Annotated in this window: 15 protein-coding genes; 11 read left to right on the top strand and 4 right to left on the bottom strand. The window is 73.6% G+C overall.

Features of this window, described 5'->3' with window-relative positions; translation table 11 throughout:
- Positions 1–204 precede the first annotated feature (204 nt).
- Positions 205–1,359: a cystathionine gamma-synthase gene (locus ACFU6K_RS02040; protein ID WP_049654707.1), complete on the top strand. Its 1,155-nt coding sequence runs from the start codon at positions 205–207 to the stop codon at positions 1,357–1,359.
- 22 nt (positions 1,360–1,381) lie between these two features.
- On the opposite strand, the gene ACFU6K_RS02035 is transcribed toward ACFU6K_RS02040, so the two are convergent.
- Positions 1,382–1,867 carry a MarR family winged helix-turn-helix transcriptional regulator gene (locus tag ACFU6K_RS02035; protein WP_380660343.1) on the bottom strand — a complete coding sequence of 162 codons (486 nt, stop codon included), beginning with the start codon at positions 1,865–1,867 and terminating at the stop codon, positions 1,382–1,384.
- A gap of 122 nt (positions 1,868–1,989) precedes the next feature.
- On the opposite strand from ACFU6K_RS02035, the gene ilvA reads away from it, so the two are divergent.
- The 3 genes from ilvA to ACFU6K_RS02020 all read left to right on the top strand — a co-directional run bounded on the left by ilvA (position 1,990) and on the right by ACFU6K_RS02020 (position 5,275).
- A complete protein-coding gene (gene ilvA, locus ACFU6K_RS02030) occupies positions 1,990–3,204 on the top strand; it encodes a threonine ammonia-lyase (RefSeq protein ID WP_074001308.1) in 1,215 nt (404 codons plus the stop codon).
- Positions 3,205–3,357: 153 nt separating this feature from the next.
- A complete protein-coding gene (locus ACFU6K_RS02025) occupies positions 3,358–4,416 on the top strand; it encodes an ATP-binding cassette domain-containing protein (protein ID WP_380660342.1) in 1,059 nt (352 codons plus the stop codon).
- Position 4,417: 1 nt separating this feature from the next.
- A complete protein-coding gene (locus tag ACFU6K_RS02020) occupies positions 4,418–5,275 on the top strand; it encodes an ABC transporter permease (protein ID WP_380660341.1) in 858 nt (285 codons plus the stop codon).
- Positions 5,276–5,386: 111 nt separating this feature from the next.
- Here the strand turns inward: ACFU6K_RS02020 and greA are convergent, their stop codons facing one another.
- Complete coding sequence (gene greA, locus ACFU6K_RS02015; RefSeq protein ID WP_380660340.1) at positions 5,387–5,887, bottom strand: transcription elongation factor GreA; 501 nt, start codon at positions 5,885–5,887, stop codon at positions 5,387–5,389.
- A gap of 370 nt (positions 5,888–6,257) precedes the next feature.
- Complete coding sequence (locus ACFU6K_RS02010) at positions 6,258–6,671, bottom strand: DUF4307 domain-containing protein (RefSeq protein WP_380660339.1); 414 nt, start codon at positions 6,669–6,671, stop codon at positions 6,258–6,260.
- Between the two features lie 244 nt (positions 6,672–6,915).
- Here ACFU6K_RS02010 and mca point away from each other — a divergent pair, with 244 nt between their 5' ends.
- From mca to ACFU6K_RS01990, 4 genes are all read left to right on the top strand, one after another.
- Positions 6,916–7,821 carry a mycothiol conjugate amidase Mca gene (mca, locus tag ACFU6K_RS02005; RefSeq protein ID WP_049654715.1) on the top strand — a complete coding sequence of 302 codons (906 nt, stop codon included), beginning with the start codon at positions 6,916–6,918 and terminating at the stop codon, positions 7,819–7,821.
- 49 nt (positions 7,822–7,870) lie between these two features.
- Positions 7,871–8,062, top strand: coding sequence for a hypothetical protein (locus ACFU6K_RS02000; protein ID WP_380660338.1), 192 nt, complete (start codon positions 7,871–7,873; stop codon positions 8,060–8,062).
- Between the two features lie 165 nt (positions 8,063–8,227).
- Positions 8,228–9,640 (top strand): sensor histidine kinase, encoded by a 1,413-nt coding sequence (locus tag ACFU6K_RS01995; RefSeq protein WP_380660337.1) that lies wholly within the window; start codon positions 8,228–8,230, stop codon positions 9,638–9,640.
- Positions 9,641–9,955: 315 nt separating this feature from the next.
- Positions 9,956–10,873 (top strand): ArsR/SmtB family transcription factor, encoded by a 918-nt coding sequence (locus ACFU6K_RS01990; protein WP_380660336.1) that lies wholly within the window; start codon positions 9,956–9,958, stop codon positions 10,871–10,873.
- 41 nt (positions 10,874–10,914) lie between these two features.
- On the opposite strand, the gene ACFU6K_RS01985 is transcribed toward ACFU6K_RS01990, so the two are convergent.
- The gene (locus tag ACFU6K_RS01985; RefSeq protein ID WP_380660334.1) at positions 10,915–11,562 is read right to left on the bottom strand and encodes a response regulator; all 648 of its coding nucleotides are present in this window, start codon (positions 11,560–11,562) and stop codon (positions 10,915–10,917) included.
- Between the two features lie 214 nt (positions 11,563–11,776).
- On the opposite strand from ACFU6K_RS01985, the gene lanKC reads away from it, so the two are divergent.
- From lanKC to ACFU6K_RS01970, 3 genes are read left to right on the top strand one after another with little or no spacing between them, the layout of a single operon-like run.
- Positions 11,777–14,344 (top strand): class III lanthionine synthetase LanKC, encoded by a 2,568-nt coding sequence (gene lanKC / locus ACFU6K_RS01980; RefSeq protein WP_380660333.1) that lies wholly within the window; start codon positions 11,777–11,779, stop codon positions 14,342–14,344.
- A 2-nt stretch (positions 14,345–14,346) separates the two neighbouring features.
- Positions 14,347–14,436, top strand: a complete 90-nt coding sequence (locus ACFU6K_RS01975; protein WP_220450056.1) for a class III lanthipeptide — start codon at positions 14,347–14,349, stop codon at positions 14,434–14,436.
- Between the two features lie 50 nt (positions 14,437–14,486).
- Positions 14,487–14,576 carry a class III lanthipeptide gene (locus ACFU6K_RS01970; protein ID WP_380660332.1) on the top strand — a complete coding sequence of 30 codons (90 nt, stop codon included), beginning with the start codon at positions 14,487–14,489 and terminating at the stop codon, positions 14,574–14,576.
- The last annotated feature ends 216 nt before the right edge of the window (positions 14,577–14,792 follow it).

Below are 14,792 nucleotides of genomic sequence, written 5' to 3'. Positions count from 1 at the left end.
GCCGTCCGTTCCGCGCGGGGCCGGGCAGGCCCGCCGCGCGCTCGGCGCATGGTGAACACGTGTACGGCGGGGGGAGGTCGCAGCGGCCCAGGGGGGTCGGCGGACCGGGGTTCCGGCCCGCCGCGCCCCTGCTCCGACCTGCGGGTTCGTCCCGGTTTCCGGTTCGTGCGGGCTTGACGGCATTCGCACACTAGGCTCGGACCCATGACCGAGCACCAGCTTCCTCAGGGCTTCGAGACTCTCGCCATCCACGCGGGTCAGGAAGCAGACCCCCAGACCGGGGCCGTCGTCACGCCGATCTACCAGGTGTCCACCTACAAGCAGGACGGGGTGGGCGGCCTGCGGGGCGGCTACGAGTACAGCCGCAGCGCCAACCCGACCCGCACCGCGCTGGAGGAGTGCCTCGCGGCACTGGAGGGCGGCGCCCGCGGCCTCGCCTTCGCCTCCGGCCTGGCCGCCGAGGACACCCTGCTGCGGACCATCCTCAAGCCGGGCGACCACATCGTCATCCCCAACGACGCCTACGGCGGCACCTTCCGGCTGTTCGCCAAGGTGCTGACCCGCTGGGGCGTCGAGTTCTCCGTCGCCAACACCCAGGACCTGGCCACCGTCCGCGAGGCGCTGCGCCCCAACACCCGCGCGGTGTGGGTGGAGACCCCGTCCAACCCGCTGCTGGGCATCACCGACCTGACCGCGCTCGCCGAGATCGCGCACGGTGCCGGCGCGCTGCTGGTGGTCGACAACACCTTCGCCAGCCCGTACCTCCAGCAGCCGATCGCGCTCGGCGCGGACGCGGTCGTGCACTCCACCACCAAGTACATGGGCGGCCACTCGGACGTGGTCGGCGGTGCGCTGGTGCTGGCCGAGGCGGGCCTCGGCGAGGAGGTCGCGTACCACCAGAACGCGATGGGCGCCGTCTCCGGCCCGTTCGACGCCTGGCTGGTGCTGCGCGGCATCAAGACGCTGGGTGTCCGGATGGACCGGCACAGCGCCAACGCGGAGAAGGTCGCCGAGCTGCTGGCGAGCCACCCGAAGGTCAGCCAGGTGCTCTACCCGGGCCTGCCCGAGCACCCCGGCCACGACATCGCGGCCAAGCAGATGAAGGCCTTCGGCGGCATGGTCTCGTTCCGGGTCGCCGGCGGCGAGGAGGCGGCCGTCGAGGTCTGCAACCGCGCGCAGCTGTTCACCCTCGGCGAGTCGCTCGGCGGCGTCGAGTCGCTGATCGAGCACCCGGGCCGGATGACCCACGCCTCGGTGGCCGGTTCGGCGCTGGAGGTGCCCTCCGACCTGGTGCGCGTCTCGGTCGGCATCGAGTCGATCGACGACCTGCTGGCCGACCTCAAGCAGGCGCTGGGCTAGGTCGGTTGGGGCCCGAGGCCCCTCACTGCCCCTGCTGGTCCGCCGTGTACGACTCCATCGCGAGGTTGAAGCGGGCCAGCAGGGCGCAGAACGCGCGCTGTTCCTCCGGCGGCCAGTCGGCCACCAGCCGGCGGGTCAACTCGGCCCGGCCGTCCCGGACTTCGGTGAGCCGGCCGACGCCGTGCGAGGTCAGCGCGAGCCGTACGGCACGGCGGTCGGCCGGGTCCTGCACCCGGCCGACCAGCCCGGCCGCGACCAGCGGGGCGACCTGGCGGGTCACCGTGGAGGAGTCCACGCCCAGCGCCTCGGCCAGCGCCTTGACGTTGGCCGGCCCGTGCCGCTCCAGCCGGTCGAGCAGCAGGTAGGCGGCCCGGTCCAGCACCCCGACCCCGCCGCCGCCGGAGGTCCGGACCTGTTCCATTCGGCGCGCGAACACCGCGAGCTGGTACTGGAGTTGGGTGTGCACGGGGTCGGTGCGGTCGGTGGCCTGGGGCGAGGTCGTCGTCATCGCGGCTCACGATCGTCGTGCGGTGAGAGAGACTCAGAAGCAGCAGCGTACGCGGGCCGGGCGGGCCCGGGAACAGGCCCGGCATCCCGGATTGCCTCCACCCGCCCCCGTACTCTGGCGCCATGCACACCTGGCCGATCACCCTCGACGACGTCCGCGGCGCCCAGAAGATGCTCGCCGGGGTCGCCCGGGTGACCCCGATGGAGGGCAGCCGGCACCTCTCCGGGCTGATCGGCGCGCCGGTCCACCTGAAGTGCGAGAACCTCCAGCGCACCGGCTCCTTCAAGCTGCGCGGCGCGTACGTGCGGATCGCGGGACTCTCGCCGGTGCAGCGGGCCGGCGGGGTGGTCGCGGCGAGCGCCGGGAACCACGCCCAGGGGGTGGCGCTGGCGGCCGCGCTGCTGGGCGTGCGCTCCACGGTGTTCATGCCGGTCGCGGCGCCGCTGCCGAAGGTCGCGGCCACCCGTGAGTACGGCGCCGAGGTGCGGTTGCACGGGGCCACCGTGGACGAGGCCCTGCAGGCCGCGCAGCGGTACGCGGAGGCGACCGGCGCGGTGTTCATCCACCCCTTCGACCACTGGGACGTGGTCACCGGGCAGGCGACCGTCGGGCTGGAGATCCTGGAGCAGTGCCCGGAGGTGCGGACCATCCTGGTCGGGGTGGGCGGCGGCGGGCTGCTGGCCGGGATCGCGGCGGCGGTCAAGCCGCTGCGGCCGGACGTGCGGGTGGTCGGGGTGCAGGCGGCCGGGGCGGCCGCGTACCCGCCCTCGCTGGCGGCGGGGCGCCCGGTGTCGCTGGAGCACTTCGCCACCATGGCGGACGGGATCATGGTCGGGCGCCCCGGCGACATCCCGTTCGAGGTGGTCAACACGCTGGCGGACGGCGTCCGGACGGTCTCCGAGGACGCGCTGTCGCGGGCGCTGCTGCTCGGGCTGGAGCGGCTGAAGCTGGTGGTCGAGCCGGCCGGGGCGGCCCCGATCGCGGCGCTGCTGGAGCAGCCGGACTCCTTCGAGGGGCCGGTGGTGGCGGTGCTGTCCGGCGGCAACATCGACCCGCAGCTGATGCAGCGGGTGCTGCGGCACGGGCTGGCGGCGGCCGGGCGCTACCTGTCGCTGCGGGTGCGGCTGGCGGACAAGCCGGGCGCGCTGGCGGACCTGTTGGGCGTGCTGACCAGGGTGGACGCCAACGTGCTGGACGTGGCGCACGTGCGGACCGACCCGCGGCTGGGGCTGACCGAGGTCGAGGTGGACCTGCACCTGGAGACCAAGGGGCCGGAGCACTGCGCGCTGGTGGTCGGGGAGCTGCGGGACGCGGGCTACGTGGTGGTCGCCGGCTGAGCTCCCACCCTTGACGCGATATATCGCGTGCTGGGAGACTCGCGATACATCGCGTTCGAGTCCCACGGGTCGAGAATCGAGTCGCCTGTGTGCCCAAAATCGGGGCAGAGTGGGACAGATCGCCCCATACGTCCGAGGAGATGAGGCAAGGCCATGGCGCCAGCCATCCAAGCCGAGAACCTGGTGAAGACCTTCGGCGACGTACGAGCCCTGGACGGCGTCAGCCTCGACGTCCCCGAGGGAACGGTGCTCGGGCTGCTCGGCCCGAACGGCGCCGGGAAGACCACCACCGTGCGGGTCCTCACCACCCTGCTCCGCCCCGACTCCGGCCGCGCGGTGGTCGCCGGGGTCGACGTGCTCAAGCACCCCAACCAGGTCCGCAGCCTGATCGGCCTGTCCGGCCAGTACGCGGCGGTCGACGAGTACCTGACCGGCTTCGAGAACCTCACCATGGTCGGCGAGCTGTACCAGATGAGCAACCGCGCCGCGAAGGCCCGCGCGCTGGAGCTGCTGGAGTGGTTCAGCCTCACCGAGGCCAAGGACCGCACCGCCAAGACCTACTCCGGCGGCATGCGCCGACGCCTGGACCTCGCCGCCGCGCTGGTCGTCCGGCCGCCGGTGATGTTCCTGGACGAGCCGACCACCGGCCTCGACCCGCGCAACCGGCTCGCGCTCTGGGAGGTCATCGAGACGCTGGTCGAGCAGGGCACCACGCTGCTGCTCACCACCCAGTACCTGGAGGAGGCCGACCGGCTCGCCCACGACATCGCGGTGGTCAACCACGGCCGGGTGATCGCCCGCGGCACCGCCGACCAGCTCAAGGCGCAGATCGGCGGCGAACGGATCGTGGTCGTGGTGCACGAGCCAGGCCTGGTCGGCGACGCGGTCGCCGCGCTGTCCCGCTACGCGCTGAGCGAGCCGACGGTGGAGAAGAACACCCGCCGGATCACCGTGCCGGTCAGCGGCGGCGCCCGGGTGCTCGCCGACGCGATCCGCGAACTCGACTCCCGAGGGATCGAGATGGACGACATCGGGCTGCGCCGCCCGACCCTGGACGACGTCTTCCTCACCCTCACCGGCCACGTCGCCGAGGAGCGGCCCGAGGAGGAGGACGGCAGCGACCCCAAGGCGCGCGGCCGGGGCAGGGGGAAGGACGGCCCGGGCGGCCCGGGGCCGGACAAGCGGGCCGTCGCGGCCGGGAAGGAGAGCTGAGATGGCCACCACCACCGAGCACGCCATCGGACCGGCGATACCCAGGCAGCGCCGGGGGATCGCCGCCTCCCTGCACGACTCCTGGGTGGTCGCCAAGCGCAACCTGCGCCGGATGACCCGCATCCCGGAGATCGTGGTCTTCGGGCTGATGCAGCCGGTCATGTTCGTGCTGCTGTTCTCGTACGTGATGGGCGGGGCGATCAAGATCCCCGGCACCGACTCCAGCTCGGACACGTACATCCAGTACCTGATGGCCGGCATCTTCGCCCAGACCGTCACCTTCGCCGTCGCCGGCGCCTCGGCGGGCATCGCCGAGGACATGAGCAAGGGGCTGGTGGACCGGTTCCGCTCGCTGCCGATGGCCCGCTCCGCGGTGCTGGTCGGCCGCACCCTCGCCGACCTGTGCCAGACCGCGTTCACCCTGGTCGTGCTGGCGGTGGTCGCGCTGCTGGTCGGCTGGCGGATCCACGAGGGCGTGCTCAAGGCACTCGGCGCCTTCGGCCTGCTGCTCCTGCTCGGCTACGCCTTCTCCTGGATCGGCGCGCTGATCGGCCTGTCGGTGCGCAGCCCCGAGGCGGCCACCTCGGCCGGGCTGATCTGGCTGTTCCCGCTGACCTTCGTGTCCAACGCCTTCGTGCCGGTCACCTCGATGCCGGGCTGGCTCCAGGGGATCGCGTACTGGAACCCGTTCAGCGCCACCGTGCAGGCCTGCCGGGTGCTGTTCGGCAACCAGGTCGGGCCGGTGGACAGCGCCTGGCCGATGCAGCACGCGGCGCTGGTGTCGGTGCTGTGGTCGATCGTGATCACCGCGGTGTTCTCCTGGCTGGCGGTGCGCAAGTACCGCTCGTCCACCGCCTGACCGGGTCCCGGCGCTGACCGGGCCCCGTGCCCGGCCCCGCCCGGAACGCCGGAGGGCGGCCGCGGAAGTCCCTGACTCCCGCGGCCGCCCCCGTGTCGTGGTGCGGCCGGATCAGCCGGCGTGCGGCACGACCTTGACGATCTTCACCATGGCCGGCTTGCCGTTCGGCAGCTCGTAGGTGGCCTCGTCACCGATCTGCTTGCCGTCGATCGCGCGGCCCAGCGGGGACTGCGGCGAGTAGACGTCCAGGTCGTCCGAGCCGGCGACTTCGCGGGAGGCGAGCAGGAACTCCATGAGGTCGTCCTCGTCGCCGTCGAAGGCGACCGTGACGACCATGCCCGGGGCCACCACGCCCGAGTCGGCCGGCGCCTCGCCGACCTTGGCGCGCTCCAGCAGCTGGGTGAGCTGACGGATGCGCAGCTCGTACTTGCCCTGCTCCTCCTTCGCCGCGTGGTAGCCGGCGTTCTCCTTGAGGTCCCCCTCCTCGCGCGCCGCCTCGATCTTCTGGGCGATCTCGATGCGCCAGGGCCCGGTCAGGTGGTCCAGCTCGGCCTTGAGCTGGTCGTAGCCGGCCTGAGTGAGCCAGGTCACGTTCTCACTGGTCTGGGTCACGGGTGCTCCTCGTAGGTGCTGGGGCTGTGCTGAGGGTGTGAGTCGTCAGCAGGGGTCGGTGGTGATATCGGTCTCAACTACAAAGCAACGCCCGCTCCCGTACCATCCGGTGCGGAAGGGGCGAAACCACGAGCCTAACAAGTCCTGCTGACAAGCGGGAGGGGCGTTTGCGCGCCATTGACGGCGGCGTTACGCCGGGGTGTACAGCAACCGGGTGCGGGACCCTCTACGGATGCCCGTTCTCCGGATCGAATATGCGCGCCGCCCCGGTCGGGGTGCGCTGTCCGGCCCGGGCGCGCCGCCCGCTCGGGGTGCGCGACCCGGCCGGGGTGCGCCGCCTGGCGCGGGTGCGCTACGTGGCGGGGGTGCGCTACTTGGCGGGGGTGCAGCCCAGCAGCTCGGCGGTGGTGCCGCGCGAGGTGGTGCGCAGGGTGACCACCGCGTCGTAGCTGGAGCCGGCCGCCGGGACGGGGAAGTCGGCCACCCCGACCACCCCGTGGTCGTCGCCCTGCGAGCGGACCGTGCAGGTGCCGGCCTGCCCGCTGCTCTTGCGCACGGTGAGGTGCAGCTGGACCTCGGAGTCGGAGAGGACCTCGAAGGTCGGCACCGAGCCGTTGATCTTCGACTCGCGCAGCATGTAGGAGCCGCCCAGCCAGGCGACCAGGCCCAGGCCGAGCACCCCGCAGACCGCGCCGATCACCTTCAGGCGGCGGTCCGAGTCGCGGTCGCCGCCCCGGCCGTAGCGCCCCTCGGGCGGTGCGGTGGCGGTGGTGTCTGCACTCATCGGACTCCGTCCTCTCCTGGGGGAGGGGCCGCACGGGGTGGTGCGGGGGAATGCGACGCTCCTCCAGTCCGTCACTATAGGAGGGGCACGCCCGCGGCCGGTCCGGCGGGGGCAGGGCTCGGCCGCGCCGGCGACGATCCGCGGCCCGGCCCCGCGGCGACGCGGTCCCGGAGTGAGCGGTTCGTACGGTGGGCAGACCCGGACTTCGCGGAACGCCCGACGAGTGTGGAAGGAACGCAAGGCGTTGACTGAGCAGTTGCGACTGATGGCGGTGCACGCCCACCCGGACGACGAGTCCAGCAAGGGCGCGGCCACCATGGCCATGTACGTCGAGCAGGGCGTGGACGTGCTGGTGGCCACCTGCACGGGGGGTGAGCGCGGGTCGGTCCTCAACCCCAAGCTCCAGGGGGACCCGTACATCGAGGAGAACATCCACGAGGTGCGCCGCAAGGAGATGGACGAGGCACGGGCGATCCTCGGCGTCGACCAGGCCTGGCTGGGCTTCGTGGACTCCGGCCTGCCCGAGGGGGACCCGCTGCCCCCGCTGCCCGAGGGCTGCTTCGCCCTCCAGGACGTCGAGGCGGCGGCGGAGCCGCTGGTCCGGCTGATCCGGGAGTTCAAGCCGCAGGTCATCACGACCTACGACGAGAACGGCGGCTACCCGCACCCGGACCACATCATGACCCACAAGATCACCATGCTGGCCTTCGACGCCGCGGGCGACCCGGACGCCTACCCGGAGGCCGGCGAGCCCTGGCAGCCGCTGAAGCTGTACTACAACCACGGCTTCCCGATGGGCCGCATCCGGGCCCTGCACGAGTACCTCACCGAGCACGGCCACGAGTCGCCGTACGGCGAGTGGATCGAGGGCTGGGAGAAGAGCGGCCGCAAGGAGCGCGAGATCACCACCCGGGTCCGCTGCGGCGACTGGTTCGAGACCCGCGACCGCGCGCTGATCGCCCACGCGACCCAGATCGACCCGGACGGCCCGTGGTTCCGCGTCCCGCTGGAGGTCCAGCGCGAGGTCTGGCCCACCGAGGACTACGAGCTCGCCCGTACCCTGGTCGACGTCGACCTGCCGGAGGACGACCTGTTCGCCGGCCTGCGCACCCCCACCCTGGCGGCCGAGGCCGCCGACACGCGCGACTGAACCACCCCCCGATGGCCCGGCTCCCCGTGAGCCGGGCCACCATAGAGATATGAGCGCCTCCGTGAACCTCGTCAATCTCGCCGCTGACCTCGCCGTCGACGACGCCAAGGTCACCCCCGGCCTCCTCGGCTTCGTCGTCTTCGCCGCCCTCGGCGTCGCGACCTGGTTCCTGGCCAAGTCGATGAACCGGCGGTTCAAGAAGGTCGACTTCGTCGAGGAGCCGGAGGGCCCGAAGGAGTGAGCCGTCGGCCGGTCCCCCGTGGGGGGTCGGCCTTCTCCGGAACCGCCCGGGGGCCCGTCTACGGCGAAGCCGTCCGTGGGGCCCGTCTTCGGTGAAGCCGTCCGCAGGGCCCGTCTTCGGTGAAGCCGTCCTGGCGGGCCGTCAGGCTTCGTAGGATCCCGAACCATGACGTGGTCGTGGCACACCGTGGTGCGCAGGGCGGGGTACGGAACGGCGGCGGCGGGGGTGCTGGCGGCCGCGCTGGCCGGGTGGGGGGACCCGGGGCCGCTGATCGTCGGCTCCGGCGCGGTGGCGGTGGTGGCCGGGCTGTTCCCGGTGCTCTGGGCCCCGGGGCGGGTCGGCGCGGTGGGCCCCTCGGTGCTGGCCGCCTGCGCCGTGTCGCTGCTGGTGACGGCCGGCTACCGGGGGCCGGCGTCCGGTGGCATCGAGGTGTGGTGGCTGCTGGAGGCCGTCGGGCTGCTCGCGCCGGTCATCCCCGCGGTGCGCAGGCTGTCCCCGGTCGCCGCCTTCGGCCACGGCACGCTACTGGTGGCGGTGGTGGCGCTGTTGCCGCTGCGGATCGCCCTCTGGGCCGAGCCGCCGGCCCCGCCCGTGGTGACCGTCAAGCTCTGCCTGGGCTCGGCCCTGCTGGCCGGCGTGGTGGTCGGGGTCGGCCGCTACCTGCGTTCGATGGACACCCGCGCGCGGGCGGCGGTGGTGGCCGAGCGGCGGGCGCAGCGCCTGGACCTGGCCCGTGACCTGCACGACTTCGCCGCGCACGACGTCACCGGGGTGGTGGTGCTGGCCCAGGCCGCGCAGGTGCTGGCGCAGAAGGACCCGGGGCGGGTGGTCGAGCTGCTGGCGGGGATCGAGGCGGCCGGCCGGCAGGCGCTGGTCACCATGGACCGGACCGTCCAGGTCTTCACGGCGGACGACGCCGATCCGGAGCCGCGCGGGTCCGGAGCGGCCGCGCCGGCCGACCGGGGCGCGGGGCGGGGGACGGCGGGAGGAGCCGGTGCGCGCAGTCTCCGTCGTGACCTGAGCGAACTGCCCGCGCTGGCCGAGCGGTTCACCCGCAGCGGTTCCGCGCGGGTGCGGCTGGAGGCGCCCGCGGAGGCCCAACTGGCGGCGGTGCCGGCGGCGATCAGCGGGCTCGGCTACCGGCTGGTGGTGGAGGCGCTGACGAACGTCCGACGGCACGCGCCCGGGGCCCGGGAGGTGGCGATCGAGGTCGGCCCGGACCGGTGCGGCGGGCGGCCGGCGCTGCGTGTCACGGTCACCGACGACGGGGTGCCGGGCGGGGCGGGGGGCTCCGGCGGTGCGGACGGCGGCGTGGGTGGCGGCGCGGGTGGTGCGGGCAGCGCGAGTGGTGCGGGCGGTACGGGCGGTGCGGGTGGTACGGGTGGCACCGGCGGTGCGGGTGGCACGGGCGGTGCGCTCGGCGGGGCCGAGCGGGAGGGGGGCGGCTTCGGCCTCGCGGGCCTGCGGGAGCGGGTGGAGGCGGCCGGTGGCGAGCTGACGGTCGGGCCGGGGCCGGAGGGCGGCTGGCGGGTCGACGCGGTGCTGCCGACGGAGGGTGTGGCGGGCCTCGGGGGCTGACCGGGCGGGGCGGTTCCGTCGGGGCCGGTCGGAGGGCTGTTTCGAGCCCGCCGACGGGTCCATCCAGGCCATTCGGCACATCTGGAGGCGCCGATTTCGGCGTTCCGAACGATCAAATGGGCCGATCGGCCGATGGCGACGCTCCTCGTGGGCGGGCAAGGATGTCGGTGCGGCGATCAGGGTGCGGGGTTCCCCTGGGCCGTCCCGACGCATGAACCCCGATCGGGGGATCAGTCTGTGATTCGCATTGCGATGTCCGCAGAGGATCTGGCTCGTGTACGAATTGCTGGAAATGTCGACCAGGAGATGGAGGCGGTGCTGGCACTGGAGGCGTGGCGGAGCGGCGGGGAACTCTTCCGCCCCTGGCAGCGGGCCGTCCGCGGGCAATTGGCGCGGCAGCCGGTGCTGGCCGAGCGGCTGCGGCGCCTTTCGGGAGCCAACGGTGGTTTCCGGGACGTACTGCGGGTGTGGGCGAATGGCCGGATCGTGTCGTCCGGTCGCGGCGCCGAATCGGTGGTCCAGCGGGCCGATGTCGCGGCGGCGGTCCGCGAGTTCCACCGGGTGGCGCTGCAGCCCTGCTGGGCGGACGTCCGGTCCCGGCTGGAGGCGGAGCGGGACGCCCGCCGCCAGATCGCCGGCCGCGGCGGGGTGGACGCGCTGCTCGGCACGCTGCACCCGCGGATCCGCTGGACCGCCCCGGTGCTGGAGATCCCCGCCGAGCGGGACGTCGAACTCGCCCTCGACGGGCGGGGGTTGCGGCTGGCCCCGTCGCTCTTCCTGCAGGGCGCCGGGGTGGTGCTCCGGCCCCGGCACGGGGAGTCCGAGGAGGCCCCGACGCTGCTCTTCGCGATGCCCCCCGACCGGGTCGGCCTTCCCGTGCCCATGGCGGCGCGGGAGGCGGCGGAGTGCGCGCGGCGGGGTGGCGAGGAGTCGTTGGCGGCCCTGGTCGGCCGGACCAGGGCCGCGGCCCTGCAGGCCTTGCTGGACGGCTGTACCACCGGCGAGCTGGCGGGGCGGCTCGGAGTGACGGCCTCGGCGGTCAGTCAGCACACCGCCGTGCTGAGGGCGTCCGGGCTGATCGACACCCGGCGCTGCGGCAACGGCGTGCTGCACACCGTCACCCCGCTGGGTCGGGCACTGCTGCGCGGTGAGGCCCCGTCGGGCGGGGAGGGGCGGCCCCTCGGCGGCGCGGCCCCGCGGTGGGTCGGGGACCGCCGGCGGGCGCTGCGATGAGCGGCCGGCGCGGTCGGCGGTGGCGGAGCGGGCGGGCCCGCTCAGCCGCGCTCGGTCAGGCCCGACTCCCAGGCCCAGGTGGCGATGCCCACCCGGTTGCGGGCCTTCAACTTGCGCTGGAGGTTGGCCAGGTGGGTCTTGACGGTGCTCAGCGAGATGAACAGCTCGGCGCCGATGTCGGAGTTGGTCAGCCCCTCGGCGACCAGGACGGCGATCTCCTCCTCGCGGCCGGTCAGCGGCTCGACGGGGGAGCGGTCGACCCGGCGCGGGCCGGTGAAGCGGTGCAGCAGGCGGGTGGTGATCTGCGGGCTGATCAGCGAGTCGCCGACCACCGCCGAGCGGATCGCCTCGGCGAGCAGCGCGGGCCCCGAGTGCTTGAGCAGGAAGCCGCAGGCGCCGTTGCGCAGCGCGGTGTGCACGTACTCGTCGAGGTCGAAGGTGGTCACCACCACGACCTTCACCTCCGGGGTGATGCCGGCCAGCCGACGGGTGACCTCCAGCCCGTCCAGCTCCGGCATCCGGATGTCGACCAGCAGGACGTCCGGCCGCAGGGTGCGGACGGCCTCCAGGGCCTCCAGGCCGTCCGCGGCCTCGGCCACGACCTCCATGTCGGGCTGGGCCGCCAGGATGTGCCGGAACCCCTGGCGGACGCTCGCCTGGTCGTCGGCGATCACGACACGCGTCTTCATGGCGTCATGATCGCACGGGTTTTCCGCACCCCCGAAGTGAAGGCCGGGATTCCGCCTGGTATGCGTCGGATTCAGTTTCCGCTTAACACCGTTGTCACATGACGAGGAGTCCGGGAAGGATGGTTCCTGTCGGAACGGGGAGTCGGGGCTTGGAAGGTTCCGGCGAAAACCGGAATTCGGTTCAGCGGATATTCGAAAGGGGGCGGACGGCGAAGTGGACGCGAAATACGAGTCGTATGCGATAGCCGACCCGGTGTGGTACGACGCCCTGGAGCGGTGTGACGACCGGGCCTCCCGGTTCACTCCGGGCGGGGGCGTGCTGCCCGAGGGCTGGCGCGGCCGCACCCAGGGGGTGTGGGAGGTGCTGGCGCCTCCCGGTGCCCCGCAGCTGCCGGAGCAGGGCTGGAAGATCCACGTCAGCGCCACGCCCGCATCCGCCGAGGAGACGATCGAGACGGCCTGGCGGGTCTGCCGTCGGCTCGGGCTGCCCTGGAAGTACCTGCGCAGCCGGCTGGTGGTCGCGGTGACGAACGCCAAGTACGCCGACCGGTCCGCCAGCGGCAAGGTCGTCACCGTCTACCCGAGGACGGCCGAGGAGTTGGAGACCGTCCTCGCCGAGCTGGACGCGGCGCTGGGCGGCCGCCCCGGCCCGTACGTCCTGTCCGACCTGCGGTGGAACCAGGGCCCGGTGTCGGTGCGCTACGGGGGCTTCGCCCTGATGTGGTGCGAGCTGCCGGACGGCACCAGGGTGCCCGCGGTGAAGGACCCGGACGGCCGGCTGGTGCCGGACGCCCGGCGCCCGCGCTTCACCGTCCCGGAGTGGGCCGCCACCCCGGACTTCCTGGCCGAGCGGATCGCCGCGGCCGCCGACGACGCGGGAGCCGGCCTCGGCCGCTACCGGGTGGTCAAGGCGCTGCACTTCTCCAACGCCGGCGGGGTCTACCTCGCCGAGGACGAGGGCGGCCGACAGGTCGTCATCAAGGAGGCCCGCCCGCACGCCGGGCTGGACGCCTCGGAGACGGACGCGGTGACCCGGCTGCTGGTCGAGCGGGACGTCCTGGAGCGGATCGGCCACCTGCCGTTCGTGCCGGAGCTGTACGAGTACTTCACCAGCTGGGAGCACCACTACCTGGTGATGGAGTACATCCCCGGCGAGTCCTTCAGCGCCTGGCTGGGCCGGGAGTACCCGCTCACCCGGCACCGGCCGGACGCCCGGACGCTGGCCGACTTCGCGGGGCTCGCGGTCACCCGGCTCGCGCTGGTCGAGGAGTGCGTCGCGGCGCTGCACCGGGAGGGGGTGGCCTTCGGGGACCTCCACCACCGCAACATCATGATCCGCCCGGACGGCACCGTCGCCCTGATCGACTTCGAACTCTCGACGCCGCTGGACACCCCGCGCCGGCGCACCCTCGGCGCACCCGGCTTCACCGACCCGGAGCTCACCGACGCCCGCGAGGCCGACCTGTTCGCGCTCGGCTGCTGCCAGCTCGCCGCCTTCGTCTCGCTGACCACGCTCACCAGGCGCAACCCGGCCGTCGTCGGCGGGCTGCTGGACCTCGTCGCGGAGTGCTTCCCGACGGTGCCCGCCGGCTTCGTCGAACGGATGACGGAGCGGCTCGCCCTCTCCCCGGCACTGCGTCCCCACCTCGGGGCCCGGCCCGCGGCCGGTGCCCGGGCGGAGCTCACCGCCGCGGCCCTGCTGCGCGGCATCGACGCGGCGGCGACCCCGGGGCGGGAGGACCGCCTCCACCCCGGCGACGTGGCCGGGCTGCGCCCCGGCGGCGCGCTCGGGCTGGCGTACGGTTCCTCCGGCGTGCTGCTCGCCCGGCACCTGGCCGGGGCCGCACCGGGCGAGGAGCAGCTGGGCTGGCTCGCCGCCGCCGTGCGGCGCGCCCCGATGGACACGCCCGCCGGGCTGTACGACGGGCTGGCCGGAGCCGGCTGGCTGTTCCACCGGCTCGGGCACCCGGACGCGCCGAACGTGGTGGACCGGCTGCTGGCCGGCCCGCTGCCCTCCTCGCCCGCCCTGTACGGCGGCCTGACGGGCGTCGCCCAGCTGTTGCTGGAGGCCGGCGCGACGGACGAGGCGCTCGCCCTGGCCGCCAAGGCCGCCGGGCGGATCGGCGAGGCCGGGCTGCTGGACCGCCCGGGTCTGCTGCGCGGCTGGTCCGGACCGGCGGTGCTGTTCGCCCGCTGCGCCCGCCTCACCGGCGACACGGCCTGGGCCGAGGCCGCCGAACGCGCCGTCCGCTGCGACCTGCGGCACGGCCGGCTGGTCGACGACATGCTGCAGACGTACAGCTCGGGCCGGCTGCTGCCGTACCTGGCGGAGGGCTCGGCCGGAGTGGCGCTCGCCGTCCTGGCCCTGCCCGCCGCGCAGGCCGAAGCCCTCGACGCCGAGCGGGTGCTGGAGGCCGCGGCCCGGGCCGGCGCGGTCCGCGTGGTCGTCCAGGGCGGGCTGTTCAACGGCCGTGCCGGGCTCGCCTACACCCTGTTCCAGGTCGCCGCCCGCCTGCCGCACTGGCGGGCCGAGGCGGAGGAGCAACTCCGGCTGGTGGACCTCTACCTGGCCCCCCACCAGGACGGCAGCGTCCTGCACGGGGACCAGCTGATCCGGCTCTCCACCGACCTGGCCACCGGCTCCGCCGGCGCCCTGCTGGCGCTGGCCGCCGCCAAGAGCCCCGGGCAGTGCCTGCTCCCCGGCGCCCACCCCGTCCACGGGTGGACGCCGGAGCGGGCCGAGCCCGGTACCCCGTCCCGGCGAGACGGCGAGAGGAGGTGACTGTGATGGCCAACATCCTGGCGCTTCAGGAGCTCGACGAGGAGATCGTCGTCGACGCCCCGTTCAGCTCGGTCAGTGCGTTCAGCTGCTGATGTCCGTGGCCCGGTGCCACGTCCCGGCGAGACGGCGAGGGGAGGTGACTGTGATGGCCGACATCCTGGCGCTTCAGGAGCTCGACGAGGAGATCGTCGTCGACGCCCCGTTCAGCTCGGTCAGCTACTGGAGCTGCTGATCCCGGCAGCCCGGTGCCGTGTACCGGCGAGACGGTGAGGAGGAGGTGATTGTGATGGCCGACATTCTGGCGCTTCAGGAGCTCGACGAGGAGATCGTCGTCGACGCCCCCTTCAGCTCGTACAGCGTGTTCAGCTGCTGACCCCAAGGGTCCGGCAGTACCGGGTGACAGAGAGGGGAAGGCCGCGGCACATGCGGCCTTCCCCGGCTCTGCATT

The sequence above is a fragment of the Kitasatospora sp. NPDC057512 genome (genome assembly GCF_042802135.1).
In the GTDB taxonomy this organism is placed as follows: domain Bacteria; phylum Actinomycetota; class Actinomycetes; order Streptomycetales; family Streptomycetaceae; genus Kitasatospora.
This window is presented reverse-complemented; position numbering and strand designations above follow the sequence as displayed.

Bases quoted from the DNA above. Each gene is read 5' to 3' on its own strand.
- ACFU6K_RS01995 (WP_380660337.1), top strand. From the start codon at position 8,228: ATGACGTGGTCGTGGCACACCGTGGTGCGCAGGGCGGGGTACGGAACG.
- ACFU6K_RS02020 (WP_380660341.1), top strand. From the start codon at position 4,418: ATGGCCACCACCACCGAGCACGCCATCGGACCGGCGATACCCAGGCAG.
- ACFU6K_RS02025 (WP_380660342.1), top strand. From the start codon at position 3,358: ATGGCGCCAGCCATCCAAGCCGAGAACCTGGTGAAGACCTTCGGCGAC.
- ACFU6K_RS02000 (WP_380660338.1), top strand. From the start codon at position 7,871: ATGAGCGCCTCCGTGAACCTCGTCAATCTCGCCGCTGACCTCGCCGTC.
- ACFU6K_RS02035 (WP_380660343.1), bottom strand. From the start codon at position 1,867: ATGACGACGACCTCGCCCCAGGCCACCGACCGCACCGACCCCGTGCAC.
- ACFU6K_RS02010 (WP_380660339.1), bottom strand. From the start codon at position 6,671: ATGAGTGCAGACACCACCGCCACCGCACCGCCCGAGGGGCGCTACGGC.
- ACFU6K_RS02040 (WP_049654707.1), top strand. From the start codon at position 205: ATGACCGAGCACCAGCTTCCTCAGGGCTTCGAGACTCTCGCCATCCAC.
- ilvA (WP_074001308.1), top strand. From the start codon at position 1,990: ATGCACACCTGGCCGATCACCCTCGACGACGTCCGCGGCGCCCAGAAG.
- ACFU6K_RS01985 (WP_380660334.1), bottom strand. From the start codon at position 11,562: ATGAAGACGCGTGTCGTGATCGCCGACGACCAGGCGAGCGTCCGCCAG.